We start from the raw sequence: 16,287 nt of genomic DNA, 5'->3' as shown, positions 1-16,287 counted from the left end.
TGGTTAAAATCTGACACATCTGACAGTTTTTCAGTATTTTTACCTTGTTGTTTTTGCATTCGTTAACCATATGTAGTTAAAAGGTAACAAAGGTTACACGGACAGCAATTAATAATTAAGAATGAACAATTAATAATTTGATTGTTATACTGAGTGGAGCGAAGTATCTCGTCAGTTAACGATTAACAACTTGTATCCTGTGTCTTGTCTACTCGTATCTCATATAACTTCCAACTTATTACTTAAAACTCATTACTTGTTAAAAGGTAACAAAGGTTACACTTTTTCATTCATTTGCTAATATGCTAATTTACAAATCTCCTAATTATTTTTTCAAAGAACTATAAGCTAACAGCCAAAGGCTAATAGCTCACTATATAGATAAATTTTTTAATTTGTCTTAAACCTTAGCACAGTGAAAGAATAAGCGGGTAATTTACAGTTATCGCCTGCATTGAAACTATCTGATACAGGTTTGGCCGATTTATCGTCAGGTGTGCCTGTCAGCAAAGTTCTTGAAGCCACCGGATTTGTAATATTGATACCTGTCAGATCTAATTTTGCATTTACTTCTACAGGCAGCATATTCACCAGTTTCACTATCACATCTCCGGTCTTGCTATCATGCACGATTGATTTTGCAATACGCTTTTGAACTGCATCCCGATTGTTTGAAAGCTCAATCTTACTTGTCAGGTATTCGTCTCCCGAATGCTGTCCGTACAGTTGCTGTACATAGTAGCCCACAGTCGGTTTTACTTCGGTATTGTTGAAATATATCAGGTCCGGATTCCATTGGGTATGTCCTTCTTTTGCCAGTAGTGGTGCATAGGAAGTCATTGTTACTATATCTCCGTTACGTTCCACATTGGCAAGATGAAGGGCTTCCGCCAAAGCTGTTTCTACATTATTCGGCCTGCCCGGAAGGTGTGCGGCATATTCTCCCAGATACACTTTTGACTTCGAACGGTCGTATTTGTCGTAAAAATCCTGATTGTGGATATACCATCCCGGTGAATTGTAATAATGCTCGTCCACCATCGGGATATGTAATTTATCGGCGATACCCCAGCCTTCCACATAGTCTGTCCCTTCATAGAAAGGCCCCACTGTGCCTATCACAGTTATTCCGGGATGTTTTTCTTTTACGGCATTGAATATCATAGTGAAACGTTCCTCGAAAATATCGGAGATAATGTCTTCGTTCCCTATTCCGATATATTTCAGGTTGAACGGTTTGGGATGCCCTGCCTCCGCACGTTTCTTACCCCATGTGGTGTTCACATCGCCATTCGCCCATTCTATAAGGTCTAGCACATCCTGTATATAATTTCCCATTTCGCTCATCGGTATTCCCCCTTGTTGTCCACCCAAAGAGCAACCGTGATGCGCCGAATTCTGGCACGGTACGCCTGCCGCAACTACGGGAACAGGCTCAGCACCTAAATCCTCACAGAATTGGAAGTATTCGAAATACCCCAATCCGGCTGTCTGATGATACCCCCACAGGTTTCGTTGAGGCTTGCGGCTTTCGAGTGTGCCTATTGTATTCTTCCAATGGTATATATTGCCCAGCCCGTCGCCATGTGCCACACAACCTCCCGGAAAGCGTACAAAACGAGGATTCATATCGGCGATAACCTGAGCGAGGTCTTCCCGCAGTCCGTTTTTGTGTCCTCTGAACGTTTTTTGAGGGAAAAGAGAAATCATATCCAGTTCCACCTTGCCGGTCATTTGCGGTACGACTTCCAGTTTTGCATCTGCTATGGTCTGGCTAACGGTTATTACGGCATCGTATTTTTTCCAATCGCTGGAGATAGCTTTTGTGGTAGCTTCTCCATAAACTTTTCCGTTCTTATCTGTCAGTCTTACAGTTAGTTTTCCTTTTTTTGCTTCCGGCGTGCGTGCAAATACCGAGAAATTATATTTCTCCCCGGCTTTTACAGCGATACCGTCAAATCCTTCATTTGCCAGTCCGGCTCCTATTTGGTTGACCTGAAGCACGGCATAATGCTTGTTATTGGGATGGATAGGAGATACGGAATCAATTGTAAATACAGCCTGATCGCCGGATACACTCCATGCTTTGTAGCTGTTCCAGTCTTTGTCACGTCCTTCCTTATCGCTCAGGGCATATTCGAAACCCCTGTTCTGAATAAGCTCCGCATAAAGGCCTCCGTCGGCAGCATAGTTTATATCTTCAAAGAACATTCCCAATAGCAGGTCGCTTATCTTTTTCGGCTTGGAAGCATCTACAGTGATGGTTGCATCCACAGATTTAAGTGAAGCGAAACGCTCTTTGTCGGTGCTTGAATTTTCGGCGTTCAATATACTTTTATAGGCGGCTAATTGCTGCGCTTTTATTAGTCCGTCAATCACTTTCCATGATACTTGGTGCAGTGTCCCTGTTTCAGTTTTTCCGGATATAATTGCAGTTTCGCGCAGATTGGCAATGCCCGCAACTTTTTTTGTAGAACCGTAATCTTTGAAGTCTTTCGTGGTAACGGCATAGGCTTGCTTGTCTGAGCTTAACCAAGTGACTGTATAAACCTTACTTGCATTGTCATAAGTGATTTCAGGCGCAAGGCAATTCCCGTTTTCCATGACCAGAGGGTAGGATTGCCGTCCCCAATATACAAGGTCGGGAGAAGAAACGCTGGCAAACGCCCCGTCTCTTTCGTTCATGCTCCATACGCAGTGCCACATGCCATCGGGAGACTGAATGAGGAATGGAGAGAACATCTTTTTCTCAGAGCCCCAGCGTGCGTAGTCACATTTTACATAACTGTGTTCGGGGCCTATCGAAAACCAGTTTTCCTTGTCTACACTCCATGCGAAGTGCAGGCCGTTGTGATTGGAATTCTTATCCGTAGCGTATGCGAACAGATAAGCCGATGTGGGTTCACTGGCAATTGTTTTAAATACAGGAATAAAGAGTAAAATAATTAAGAGGTAGATACTTGATTTTTTCATTCTAAAGTACGTTTATATTTGATTTGGATATATTGTAAAAAGTTATCACAAATATTTAATTGGCGTATTGTAGGGGCGAATAATCATTCGCCCGATGATTCGGCGGGCGAATGATTATTCGCCCCTACATCCGAATTTGAAAAACACGCCACTGATTTCTATTGATTACTTAATAAAAGAACAGATCCCAGATAGCCGGAACAGGCTCTTTGTCGGAAGTATTGAATACGATCCGGATAAATGAAACCTTTTTGTTAATATCTATATTTACCGGCGAACCTGATATTCCTTTCTCTGTATGGTCGGCGATGGTTTCCCATGTATTTCCGTCTACAGAACTTTCTACTTTTATGAAGTAAGTTTTCCAGGGATATTCGAAACGTATCTCCATTGTTTTGATGAAAGTATCTGGTTTAAAATCTGCTTTTATCCATGCATTCTCATCTGTTTCCGAAGCTTTCCACAAGGTGCTGAAATCGTTATCCGTCAAATTCTTTACAGCAGAGTATTCCTCTTTCTCCGAACTTGCAGATATTGATGCGGGTTGGATATAGGTAACTTCCTTCTGCGAAAGTTTAGGGAAAGACTGTACGCTGTATGGCGTGATATTCTTTATCTGTCCGTCCTGTCCGTCAAACTCAAGTTCGTTGATGCATATCTGACGGAAGGCTGTTCCCGTATTGAATGGTAGACTGTGGCGATGATATACGATATAATTCTTTCCTTCGAATGGCATGATGGTGTGATGTCCCGGGCCATATACCTTGAGGCTGTCCGCTGTTTTCAGAACAGGGCTGTTTTCAGCTTCGGTGAAAGGGCCAAGCGGTGTATCGCCCATTGCATACCTTACCTCATAAGTTTCGTCAATGGTTTTTCCTTCCGAATAAGTCAGATAATATTTCGAATCGTGCTTTATCATTAGCGGCCCTTCAAAATAATGGGAAAGGGTAACCTCTTTCGGTTCTGTTTTGAACGTATGCATATCATCATTCAATTCGGCTGCATAACAATGCCCGTTTGTCCAATCCCAGCCCGAACCCCAGTAAAGATAGGCTTTGCCGTCATCGTCTATGAAGGCTTCCGCATCTATTACATGATAGAAACGGGTGGTGTCGAAGGGCAGGATCGGTTGGTCTCCCATCATATTCTCCCACGGGCCTAGTGGATTTTTTGCCTTACCGCACCATACTTCCGAACCTACCGATACATACATGTAGAAAGTATCTCCTTTTTTTACGACTGATGGCGCCCATACATTGTTGTTATTCGATGTAGGGGAAGTGCACAGTGCTTTGGTAGGCCAGTTTAATTGATGAAATGTCCAATTCTGGAAATCATCCGATACCCAGCACGAGAGGAATTCCGCTCCCCAAGGGTCAGCCGTAGCATACATATAAAATTTGCCTTCATGTTGAACAATAGAAGGGTCGGCAAAATAGCCGGGGATAACCGGACTGCGAAGTTCCGTCGTTTCCCGGGGATCTGTCGATTTACTTCCTCCGCATGCTGTGAGCAAAGCGGTGAACAATAATGACAGGTAAATAAAATTTTTCTTCATGTAATGTTATATTTAAGGTCTCAGACCTATTTGTTGCTTTCGTGTCTGAAAAAGAGATAGTTCGTTATAAATGTACTTCTTTTTTTATTGAGCTTGTATTGCACCCAGAGGGTCAATACAAGCATTAAGTAGATAAAAAAACGTATGTTTAGAGTTTTATTGAAACTTCTTTTCCTTTATAGGTAACTACTTTATCTATCTTCAGGGAGTTTTCAACTCCGATCCCTTTCAACTGGTCGACAAGTACAATCCGGAATCTGCGATTTTTAAGCATACCCGTAAATTCGCCATTCCTGTTTTTAATGGTTAGAGTCCTGTTCTGGTCATTCCATTTAAATCTGATTGTCGAATAAATCCCTTTTTCGTAATTATAATTGTCATTTTCGTCTTCGTACAGAACAAATTCCCCATTTGCCCCTGTATAAATCCTTATTTCGAGGTTATCCCATTTCTTTTCGATGGCATATTGCACTTTCGGCCCCCAAGGAATAATCGATCCGGCTTTTATATACAAAGGGATAATATCTATCGGCACTTCTTTATTGATGGTCTGCCCTCCGTTTAATTTCTCGCCTGTCCAGAAATCGAACCAGTCCGTACCCTGAGGCAGATAGACAGCCTGAGTCTTTACTTTACTGAAGTTTTCCTGAGGATTCTTCCATTTGTTTTTTTCTTCTGCGGAAACATACATCGGGTCGGTAACAGGCGTAACAAGGAACGATTTTCCGAACATATACTGATTGCTTATATCGTGCACTTTTTTGTCTTCGTTGAAATCCATAAATAAGGCACGCAGGAATGAACCGGAGTTGCTGGTTACATCCCAGGCTGTTGAATACATGTAAGGAATCATGCTATAACGCAGATTGATATACTTTTCTTCCGAGTCATAAGCCCAATCACCTTTCTTCCCGAAGAAATATATTTCCTTTGATACACCACTACCGTGCGAACGTTGCATAGGTGTGAATGTACCGTACTGAAACCAACGTGTATATAATTCGTGGTATGCTTTGTTGCTTACTTCTCCTTCATATTCCCAGAGGAAGAAACCTCCTATATCTGTATTCCAGTACGGAATACCGCTAAGAGAGAAATTGAGTCCGGTAGGTATCTGTCTTTTCAGAACGTCCCATTTGGCAACTACATCTCCCGACCATGTGTTAGCTGCATATCGCTGTTGCCCCGCAAAAGCGCATCGGGTGAGCAAATAGACACGTTTGTCTGATGTGGTAGCCCTCTGATGTTCATACACACCCTTGTTCGATTCCAGAGGGAATGCATTGCGCACGCTGCGGAAAGTGCCTAGATGGGTAGGCACATCGAAGTCTGATTCTTTAACATCCAGATGGTCGGGTTCGGTAGAGTCGAGCCACCATGCATCTATTCCTTTCGAAAACAGGCCTTTGTTCATATAATCCCAATATATGTCGCGCGCTTCGGGATTGTAGGCGTCATATACTCTCACGCCCGAAGGCTTGTTGGGATCGGGTGGCCATGTATCTGCACTGGAAGCAGGCCACGTTTTGAAATTGAGTAGCATATTTTTCTCTTTCATCACCTTGAATGGCTTTGTATCGGGTCCGAATGAAGCCCAAACGGAAATCATGATATGCGCATTTTGTTTGTGTACATAGTCGATCATGCCTTGCGGGTCGGGAAATTCGGGATTGTCAAAGTTCATAGAATTCCAGTTGGTGTTAGGCCCCCAGTATTGCCAGTCCTGTATAATACCATCGAGTGGAATGCCCAGTTGCCTGTATTTGTCTACCACTTCCATAGTCTCTGTTTGGCTCTTATATCTCTCTCGTGATTGCCAGAATCCGAATGTCCACAACGGATACATTGGGGCCTGTCCTGTTAGGTCACGCATCTGGGCGATAACTCCGTCCCCGCTTTTACCATACATAAAATAGTAATCGGAGCATTCGCCTACTTCCGAGTCGAAAGACATCTCCTGCGGATTGTCGTTGAATGTAGTGGGAGAGTAGTTGTCCCAGAATATGCCATATCCCTTCACCGATTGCAGGAACGGAACACTCGCGTACAAGGCGCGCTGGCGCATAAATATTTTCTCTCCGCGCTGGTTCAGCTTATCGGTTTGTTGTTGGCCTAATCCGTAAATGGCTTCACCCTTCTCTAGTAGAAAGGCTTGGCGTACACTGAATGTTTTATTTCCGGCATCATTAAAATTGGAAAATTGTGTGCCATAGTCTTTTTCTGTAAAAAGAGGATTTCCACTTTTGTCGGAGTAAGCTACTTTCCCTGTATTCAGGTTGACGGTAACTTGCAACAATTCACTGTTTAGGGATACTATGCTCCCATTTTGGCTAATGTCTAATGCTGTCGTTTGCGGTGTCTTTATCACCGAAAGGCTTTCTTTTTTGAAACTCCTGCCTTCCGGAGATTTTACTACACGTACGATTGACGGACTGTAGAATTGTATTTCCACATCCATCGACTGTACATTTGTCTTTATTCCTTTGTCCGTCTTTTGGTACGTTTGAGCAAATAATTGCCCGGCTATAATAGATAAAATAAGTAATATAAATTTTTTTTTCATTTTAAAACAGCGTTTGTTTCAGTTTAAATAGTAGATATTCACTCCTTTAATGTTATGCGATAAACACACTTTTCATTTCCCCGTTGTATCGAAGAAATGACAGTTGCCTTTACCGGACTTCCGTTCACTTTCGAAAACATCATTTCGGCAAAACCTTCGGAACAAAAGCATAACGCAGGATATTTAATACCTTCACTTTTATTGATGAGAGGGCATACGCAGGCTGATTTGTTTTCATCGGCCAGTATGACTTTTCCGTTGTCTTCGTAACTAAATTTCCAGCCCCATTCTTTTTCTATAAATCGAATGAAATCATTCATCTTTCCTATATAAGAGGCTAGCGATATATCCATGTTCAAATTTTGATAATGGGCCAAAGATGCTGATTTTACTAATTTACAGATCTCTGTTTCAGGCAGATTATTATCCAGATTAGTTAGTATTTCCGATATCCACTTTTGAAACATAACAGCACTCCGGTCGTCGTCGGGCATTTCAGCATTGTTGCTGGTATTTACACCAGAGATAGTATTGAATCCGCATATACATGCGCTACTCAAACAAGCCTTTTTTATAAAATTTCGTCTGGATAAGGCCATGGTTCTACTATTTTATTTCAAGAACAACAATCGATTTGGCAGGCAGTTTTATATTCAGCTTGCCATTTTCTATTTTAGCACCGGTGAAGGTCTGAGGTTTTACCAAGTCAGGATTTTCGAAAGTATTGTGGTCTTCAATGTTTTTCGAGGTCAGAATTCGCCCTTTTACACTATTTATCTTCGTGTTTGAGAAATCTATATTTACATTCTGCTCAGCATTCAGGTCTATATTTGCCAGCGTAATATGCGTCAATCCGTCTTTCTGCGAAGCAGACGCATTAACTAAGGCTACATTGCGGCCTCTTATCTCTTTCGTTTCCGAGATAATATCCATCGGCAGATAAGTTGCATCCTGATGCACGCGGTACATATCGAAGACATGGTAGGTCGGTGTCAGTGTCATCTTATCGTCTTTGGTCAATATCATAGATTGAAGTACATTGACCACCTGTGCTATATTAGCCATCTGAATGCGGTCGCCATACTTGTTGAATACGTTCAATGACAGGGCGGCAACAAATGCATCGCGCATGGTATTCTGCTGATACAGGAATCCCGGATTAGTACCCGGTTCCACGTCCCACCATGTACCCCATTCGTCTACCATAAGGCCTACTTTTTTGTCCTTGTCGTATTTATCCATAATGGTCATATGCTTTTGAATTACTTCTTCTATTTCAAGGCATTTTCCCATTGTCCAATAATAGTCGTCTGGCGTGAATTCTGTTGCTGAACCTTTGCTGCCGCTCCATCCTGTAACCGTATAGTAATGAAGTGAAAGTCCGTGCATTTTCTTTCCGGCTTTTTTCATTAACACGTCAGTCCAGTCATAATCATAGTCGCTTGCTCCACTGGCTATTTTGAAGAGTTTATTTTCGTCAAAATTGCGGCAGTAAACGGCATAACGGCGATAGAGATCTGCATAATAGTCGGGCAGCATGTCGCCTCCGCAACCCCAGCTTTCGTTGCCAACTCCCAGATATTTTACTTTCCATGCCTTATCACGTCCGTTTTTGCGGCGCAGATTTGCCATTGGGCTATCACCGTCCGATGTCATGTATTCTACCCATTTGGCGAGTTCTTCTACAGTGCCGCTTCCTACATTTCCGCTAATATATGGCTCGCATTCAAGTAATTCGCAAAGATTGAGGAATTCGTGTGTGCCGAAGCTGTTGTCTTCTACTACTCCGCCCCAGTTGTTATTAACCATCTTCGGACGGTTTGCTTTCGGGCCTATCCCGTCCATCCAGTGATATTCATCGGCAAAGCATCCGCCCGGCCAGCGCAGATTGGGTATCTGAAGTTTTTTCAGAGCATTCAGCACATCGGTACGGTAACCTTTTGTATTGGGTATCTTTGAATCTTCTCCCACCCATAAGCCGCCATAGATACATGTACCGAGATGTTCGGCAAAATGTCCGTATATGTGCTTACTGATAGTTTGCTTACCTCTTTCGGGATAAATGCGGATAGATACGTCCTTTTGCTGTGAGAAAGCTGAAAAGGAACTAACTAAAACTAAAGCGGTAAGTAAAAGTCTTTTTTTCATTGGTTTTATGGTTATAGATTTAATAATTCTAAAGTAGCTATTATTTTACACCTCTTACAACCAGAGATTAGTCATAATGGATGAAAAATCGGTCAAATACATATTGTTCCGGAATTATTACCGGTAGTATATTTTAATACCACCGGTAATGAATTTTATTATTAATAACCCGTATTCTGTTTTAAGTTACTGTTAGTTAGTAATATGGAATTTGGTATTGGATATAGGTCCCGATTCTTATTTTTTGTCGCATCATGCGAAAACCACGATTTGGTAGAGAAAACACCGAATCTGATCAGGTCCTGACGGCGACGGCCTTCCTGCGCAAACTCCCAGCCTAATTCATCAAGGAAACGGCCATATTGAATATCGCTTCCACCTTCGCTGGTAGTACTGTATACATCGCGGCGGCCATAATCATAAACACTTCCCAGTTTCAATTCTGCATCTGTAACAGCAGCTTTTGCCGGATTGGTATTTCTAAATGCTCTTTCCCTGACTTCTGTAACAAGCGCTCCTGCTCCGGACTGATTTGATCTCATCAATGCTTCTGCTTTCATCATCAGGATATCTGCATACCGGAACTGCGGCCAATCATTACTCAAACGGTTGGTAGAACCTTCTGCATACTCGAATTTTCCCCATCTGAATCCATCGGCCATATCCGAGTTGTCGATGGAAGGAACAGATTTTACATAGATAACCTGTCCTCCGCCATCGCTACGCTCCAATGGTTGTGTACCTGTTAGTGATGTATATTGCGGACCTGAAATGTAATTTTCAGTCAATCTTATGTCATCAGGATCAAAAGAATCGATAAATTGAGGAGTGGCACAAACACCGCCCCAAGGCCTGGCCGTGAACCCATAAGTGGTTTGGTTTTCAGGGGCTAATGTATAGAGGTGAAAGTCAAAAGCATTCCAGTCTGTCACGTAAACTTCGTCGAAAGGAAGGCCGAATATGATTTCTTTAGAGTTTTCGTTTTTGGTTACGAATATATTCTTCTGCTCTCCTTCCAGTCCGTATTCATTTGATTCTTTTGCATAATCAATCACCTTATTGCATGCGTTGATACAGTTTTGCCATTCGGCTGTACCGCTCCATACTTCCGCATTCAGATACATCTTTGCCAATATGGTATAGCCAACCCATTTATTCATACGTCCGTAAAGAGCACCTCTGGGAGTTTCGGAAAGCAAATCGACGTTGTTCGTTATCTCATCTATAATAAAATTATATACCTGCAATCGTGTTGATTGCTGGGGGAGCGATACGTCTTTATAGTCGGTAACGATAGGAACGTTTCCAAACAAATCGACCAAGATATAATAATACGAAGCGCGCAGCACTTTAAGTTCGGCAATAAGCGCATCTTTTGTTTCTCCTGTTACAGAAATTGCTCCGTCATCGATCTGCGATAATAGACGGTTACAGGTATTGATGCCTGTATATGTACGCGACCATCCTTGAAGAGGGCCATCGTCTTCGGATGTCCAGGTGTGCTGATGCCATCTTTTGTAAATGTATCCGTCGACCCAACCAATACCGTCACGTCCCGGTAGAACATCCTGATCGGCACTCAGCTCCTGTGAACGGACAACTCCGTTCCATAATAGCATCGTTTCGCGCCACGATACGTAAGCAGCATTGACTAAGTAACCTATTTCTTCTTCTGATGTAGGTTTATATTCTTCTGATGGAATTGTTCCATAGCTATCACTTTTCAGGTCGGTACATGAAGTAATATTAAGCAATATAAAAATGGCACAAAGTCCGAATGATAATATTCTTGTTTTCATCTTATATTCAATTTATTAGTTAGAATTTAACACCTACACCAAGTGTGAATGAGCGAACTGTCGGATATCTGTCTCTACTGTCATATCCCGGAGTTAATCCATTGATCTCCAGTTCGGGATCGATGCCTTTATATCCTGTTATAGTGAGTGCGTTCAATACAGATCCGTAGACACGTAGCGACTTGATATATTTACCTATATTGTTGAAGGTATAGCCTAATGTAATATTATCTATTTTCCAGTAATCTCCATTTTCGATATAGTAGCTATTGAATTCCGGTTCAACGGATTTGCTCAGTTGAGTTTTGCCGAAAACTTTATCTGTTACAGATTTTAATCTGTTTTCCACTCTACTGTTTTTGGTGTTTTCATAGTTCATGCGAGCGGCATTTATTATCTGAAAACCAAAAGCACCACGCATCGTAATATTCAAGTCGAAGCTTTTGTAACGGAAACTATTGTTCCATCCACCATACCATGTAGGAACACCATTTCCTATCATATGCTTATCTTCCGGAGCATGCGTAAAATCATCATAAGGCACTCTGTTGCCATCTCTGTCCAGATAGATCCACTTGCCTTCATCATCTACATCTACTACTTTGAATCCATAAAAATTTCCTATTTTTTCCCCTACCTGTACCCGGTGTGATCCGGTCACTTGTCCGGAATATTCGGCAGTTCCTGTATCGAAATAGTCATATTCCGTTTTGAATACGCTACCCGAAAGGCTTTTCAATTTATTAGAGTTAGTAGAAAACGTTACTGTTGTATTCCATTCAAAATCCTTACTCATAAGAGGGATTCCCGATAAAAGAAGTTCCATACCTCTATTTTGCAGTTTACCTCCGTTAGCCCAGGTTTTCGGATATAAATTTGGTGGAGTAGGCACTGCGTATTCGAATAATAAACCATCCACTTCGCGGTTATAAACATCGATTGCTCCTGAGAAACGTCCTTTGAGAGCCGTGAAATCAATCCCTATATTGGTTTCTTTCTTCTCTTCCCATTTCAGATCAGGATTGGCATTCGATGCCGGAACAACAGTTTTCACCCATTTTCCGTTCACATATGCGTAGCCACCATATTTAACCATTGCTGTTCCCATGAATCCGTTACTAGGTTGAGATCCAGTAACACCATATCCTATACGAAGTTTTAGATCATCTAATATATTCTGGTCTTTCATAAAGGCTTCTTGTGTAATTCTCCATCCTAATGAAACGGAAGGAAATGCACCCCATTCATTATCTGTTCCCCATAACTGGCTAGCACCTTCGTAACGCAAGCTCGCCATGAGCAGGTATTTATCCATATAAGAATAAGTAGCACGACCAAAAAAACCGATGAGATTGCTTGTTTTTTTTGTAGACGAGGCATCTGCTAATCCGTTTTTAAGAGCAGATCCGGCTCCTATATTATGCCATCCGCCCATATAATCGTCCTGAAATCCATAATTGGAAAAATACATGTCTTCAAAATCGGTTTCATTGTAGCTATAACCACCTAATACGCTGAATTTGTGAACATTTATTTGTTTGTTATATTGAGCAGTCAGTTCAACTAGTTTCTCCATTTGAGTATAGGCTCCTACCGAAGACCAACCGGCAAGACCATCGCGAAGTGCTGAAATATGGTTTCTGGTCTCAGAATATCCATGGTTTCTGTTTTGGCGGTTATAAGACATAACGGCACTTAATGTCAAATCCTTGATAGGATTGTAAATAATACTTCCATTGAAGCGTATATCTGTATTTTTCACATTCCCATAGCACTCATACAGCCTTGCCAAAGGATTTTCATACTCGAATTTATTTACATTTTCATACCAGCTTCCATCAGCATTCCTTACGGGGTCTGTTGGGTTGTGAAGCGTTGCCTGGCGGTATGTATAGCCGTTCCAGCTTCCTGCATTATTGGTAGATGCAAATTGATTTTTCTTACCCAAGATTCCGAATCTTAATTGCAATTTGTCATCGAACATGCGGTGGGAAACCTGAATCCGTCCCTGAAAAGTTTCAGAATCCGACTTCTTCATAATACCTTCTTGCGAAGTATAGTTTATATTAGCAATATAGTTTGTGCTTGCAGTTCCACCCTGAAGGGAAAGGTTATGAACATGGGTTAGCGGAGTGCGTGTAATCTCATCGAGCCAATCGGTATCTCCGCCATGATCTTCAGTAGGATATAATTCGCGGAACTCGCTTGCGCTAAGCATATCCAGTTTATTGGCTATTTTGGATGTACTGATATAACCATTGTATTCTACTGTATTTATCTGTGCACCTTGTGCTCTTTTGGTCGTTATCAAAATTACCCCGTTTGTACCCCGTGTACCGTAAATAGCGGCAGCAGATCCGTCTTTCAACACATCAATAGACTCTACATCTTCCGGGGCAACAGTGCTAAGACTACCCGGTATACCATCGATCAGGATAAGTGGATTGGTGTTCGCTCCGCCGATAGAGTTGTTTCCGCGTAATTGTATCTGGGTACCACCTGTAGGGTCACCATTCGGATTGGAGATCGCTAATCCGGCCACTTTACCCTGAATCAGTTGCCCTACATCTTTCACCGCGCCTTTTGTAAAGTTTTCGGATTTTACACTGGCTACAGAACTTGTAATATCTCCTTTGCGCTGTGTACCGTAGCCGATAACCACAACTTCGTTGAGGTCGTTGAGGTTTTCGATCAATGTGAGATTGATCGCAGATTTACCTTTTACGGATACTTCTTGTGTTTCGTATCCGATATATGAAAATACAAGGATGTCATTTTCAGGTACCTCTAAGTGAAATTTACCATCTTCGTCCGTAATTGTTCCTTTGGTAGTCCCTTTTATTGTGACTGATACACCAATAAGGGGTTCATTGCTGATATCCAGTATTGTTCCTGATATTTTCCCTGTTTGTCGACTGGCTACTTGAACCGTTTGCTGTTGTATTGTACCCATGCTTACAGCAATGGTATTGTCGTTTTGTCTGAATACTAATCCGGTTTGTTTGGATATCTCATCTAAAACGCCGTTCAATGTACCGTTTTTAATATCTATAGATATGTTTTTTACTTTTTCCAGTACAGATTCTTCAAATATAAATTTAAGGCCGGTTTGACTGGTTATTGACGCGAAAATACTTTTGATAGGAGTATTTGCGTGTTTCAATGTGATTCTTTTATCCTGATATTTTTCATAAATAATATTATTCGCATACGCTGGACTAGAGAATAACGGAAACAGCATAATTGCTGATATTACAATTATTATCTGTTTTTTTGAAATTAAATTCATAATTTTGTGATGTTTAAGAGTTAACTTTTCTTTTAAACTAAACTTTTCCAGGTAATCATTTTTGGTAGACTTGATGTTCCCTAGGAGAAAGTGTGAGCAGTGATGTAATAGTTGCTGCTCATTCATTTTTTTTGAGGTATTTTTCATTCTTTCATAGGCTGTAATATATTTGTTAGAATTTATGGTGGTTATTAATAAAGAATTATATCATTTCCATTCTTTTTTTGTTTTAGTTTGGTTATAAAACAGATGGATTCCAATACTGATTGCAGGCTCTTATTATCGTGTTCACCAGTTATAGTATATTCCTCTCCGGGTCTTTCCAGTACAATATTTACTGCATACTTTCTGTTGAGTGTATTGATTACATCTTTGATAGGAGCTCTGTCAAAGTATAGGTATCCGTCTCTCCACGAAGAGGCATGCAATACATCTTTTTTGCTTTTCTGAAAATAATGGTTTTTCTTATTTATCCATAATTCTTCGCTTGGAGTCAATTGTATAGAGCTATTCTCATCAAAAATACTGACTGATACGATTCCTGTAGATACTGTAACGCCTATCCATTCGTCTTCATCGTAGCTTCTTACGTTGAAGGATGTCCCAAGAACTTTTATTGAAATCTGGCCTGTATTTATGATAAAAGGCCTCTCTTTATCCGGTGTAACTTTAAAAAAAGCTTCACCGGCTAGCTCCACAAGACGTTTCTCCTCCCCAAAAGTTTCGGGATATTTAAGAGTGCTGGCAGAATTAATGTATATATCAGACTCATCAGGTAATTTTATCTCTTTTTTTTCTCCGGCCGGTATGGAGATATTGCACATTTTGGTGTCTGCCTGTTCTCTGTCTTTATTTATAAAAAGGTACATTGAAACCGAAACTGCAATGATTGCCGCAAGTGACGCTGCATAGCGAATAGTTTGGCGCACTTTTACACTGGATCGGGAGGGAATGGGACTTTCAAGTTTTTTTGAGTTTGTAATAATATTCGATGCTTCGTTGTGCAGTTTTAATCTTTCCTGTATATCAGCTTCTTCATTTTGTTCCATACTCTTCTCCCATTCTTCGCTGAGTTTATTTTGAAATTCAGCTATTCCTTCCTCATGGGATATACTTTCCATTAAATCGATAAAGTCTTGTCTCGAAAACTTATTCGTCAGGTAGCGATCTATAATTTTTTCTGTATCCAGGCTTTTTTCGCGCATTTTTAATGGTATTTATATATGTAATACAATTAAGTTTCACACAACTGGGGGTGTAAACCGAAATTTTTTATAAAAACTTGTTTTTTATTTGTAAAGGAAAAAAAGAAATAAGGGAAGGCAGAAATTAATGTCTGTATGTGTTGATAGATATCCCTTAATACACTTCAGCGATTCTGAAATATGTTCTTGAACTGTATAAACCGAAATATTCAGTGTCGCAGCAATTTCTTTATGCGACATATGTTCTATTCTACTCAATACAAATACTTTTTTTCTGGCGGGTGGTAGCTTGTTTATTGCAGCTTTAAAAAGGTTTTTATATTCGGAATCTATAATCTCATTGTCGGTTGGTGTCTGTTCGAGCAGACTCTTACTCATGATAAGATTTATTACATTCTCCTCTGTATTATATTGCTTCAATGTGTTCAATATCCTGTTTTTTGTGATGGTGAAAAGATAGGAAGAGAAATTATAATTAGAGTCGATGAATAGACGGCTTTCCCACAAATGTGTAAATATATCTTGTATAGTATCTTCTGTAAGGTCTCTATCTTTCAAAAATTTTAGAGTAAACAGAAATAAGCGCTTTTTATAACGTGTATATAGTTCACAAAAAGCACTCTCGTCGCCTTTTGAAAGTAATTCCGCAAGATGTTTATCTGTCATTTCTTTATAAAGCATCTATATTAGATTCAAAGTTATATGACAAAAATATATATATTAAGTGTAAAATAAACATTTAATAGTATGTT

At 40.6% G+C, this 16,287-nt stretch carries 9 protein-coding genes; all 9 read right to left on the bottom strand.

The genetic code is table 11. From position 1 onward, the window contains the following. Positions 1-390 precede the first annotated feature (390 nt). Positions 391-2,973 carry an alpha-L-arabinofuranosidase C-terminal domain-containing protein gene (locus IR083_RS02355; RefSeq protein WP_194223100.1) on the bottom strand — a complete coding sequence of 861 codons (2,583 nt, stop codon included), beginning with the start codon at positions 2,971-2,973 and terminating at the stop codon, positions 391-393. A 169-nt stretch (positions 2,974-3,142) separates the two neighbouring features. Beyond that, positions 3,143-4,531 carry a family 43 glycosylhydrolase gene (locus IR083_RS02350; protein ID WP_194223099.1) on the bottom strand — a complete coding sequence of 463 codons (1,389 nt, stop codon included), beginning with the start codon at positions 4,529-4,531 and terminating at the stop codon, positions 3,143-3,145. Between the two features lie 148 nt (positions 4,532-4,679). Further along, on the bottom strand, positions 4,680-7,094 hold the full coding sequence (locus IR083_RS02345) for a TIM-barrel domain-containing protein (protein ID WP_194223098.1): 2,415 nt from the start codon (positions 7,092-7,094) through the stop codon (positions 4,680-4,682). 38 nt (positions 7,095-7,132) lie between these two features. Further along, entirely contained in the window at positions 7,133-7,693 is a 561-nt protein-coding gene (locus tag IR083_RS02340; RefSeq protein WP_006797827.1) for a hypothetical protein, read from the bottom strand. 7 nt (positions 7,694-7,700) lie between these two features. After that, entirely contained in the window at positions 7,701-9,242 is a 1,542-nt protein-coding gene (locus IR083_RS02335; RefSeq protein WP_006797828.1) for an alpha-N-arabinofuranosidase, read from the bottom strand. A gap of 161 nt (positions 9,243-9,403) precedes the next feature. Continuing rightward, positions 9,404-11,041, bottom strand: coding sequence for a RagB/SusD family nutrient uptake outer membrane protein (locus tag IR083_RS02330; RefSeq protein ID WP_006797829.1), 1,638 nt, complete (start codon positions 11,039-11,041; stop codon positions 9,404-9,406). Positions 11,042-11,060: 19 nt separating this feature from the next. Further along, positions 11,061-14,330, bottom strand: coding sequence for a TonB-dependent receptor (locus IR083_RS02325; RefSeq protein ID WP_006797831.1), 3,270 nt, complete (start codon positions 14,328-14,330; stop codon positions 11,061-11,063). 191 nt (positions 14,331-14,521) lie between these two features. Then, positions 14,522-15,535 carry a FecR family protein gene (locus IR083_RS02320; RefSeq protein ID WP_006797832.1) on the bottom strand — a complete coding sequence of 338 codons (1,014 nt, stop codon included), beginning with the start codon at positions 15,533-15,535 and terminating at the stop codon, positions 14,522-14,524. An 84-nt stretch (positions 15,536-15,619) separates the two neighbouring features. After that, entirely contained in the window at positions 15,620-16,201 is a 582-nt protein-coding gene (locus IR083_RS02315) for an RNA polymerase sigma-70 factor (RefSeq protein ID WP_006797834.1), read from the bottom strand. Between the last annotated feature and the right edge of the window lie 86 nt (positions 16,202-16,287).

Origin of the sequence: Dysgonomonas sp. GY75, assembly GCF_015234155.1 — a bacterium.
In the GTDB taxonomy this organism is placed as follows: Bacteria; Bacteroidota; Bacteroidia; order Bacteroidales; family Dysgonomonadaceae; genus Dysgonomonas; species Dysgonomonas gadei.
The sequence above is the reverse complement of the archived record's forward strand: the minus strand, read 5'-3'. Positions and strand labels throughout refer to the sequence as shown.

Coding starts and splice junctions, on each gene's coding strand:
- IR083_RS02335 (WP_006797828.1), bottom strand. CDS start 9,242: ATGAAAAAAAGACTTTTACTTACCGCTTTAGTTTTAGTTAGTTCCTTT.
- IR083_RS02340 (WP_006797827.1), bottom strand. CDS start 7,693: ATGGCCTTATCCAGACGAAATTTTATAAAAAAGGCTTGTTTGAGTAGC.
- IR083_RS02330 (WP_006797829.1), bottom strand. CDS start 11,041: ATGAAAACAAGAATATTATCATTCGGACTTTGTGCCATTTTTATATTG.
- IR083_RS02355 (WP_194223100.1), bottom strand. CDS start 2,973: ATGAAAAAATCAAGTATCTACCTCTTAATTATTTTACTCTTTATTCCT.
- IR083_RS02350 (WP_194223099.1), bottom strand. CDS start 4,531: ATGAAGAAAAATTTTATTTACCTGTCATTATTGTTCACCGCTTTGCTC.
- IR083_RS02345 (WP_194223098.1), bottom strand. CDS start 7,094: ATGAAAAAAAAATTTATATTACTTATTTTATCTATTATAGCCGGGCAA.
- IR083_RS02315 (WP_006797834.1), bottom strand. CDS start 16,201: ATGACAGATAAACATCTTGCGGAATTACTTTCAAAAGGCGACGAGAGT.
- IR083_RS02325 (WP_006797831.1), bottom strand. CDS start 14,330: ATGAATTTAATTTCAAAAAAACAGATAATAATTGTAATATCAGCAATT.
- IR083_RS02320 (WP_006797832.1), bottom strand. CDS start 15,535: ATGCGCGAAAAAAGCCTGGATACAGAAAAAATTATAGATCGCTACCTG.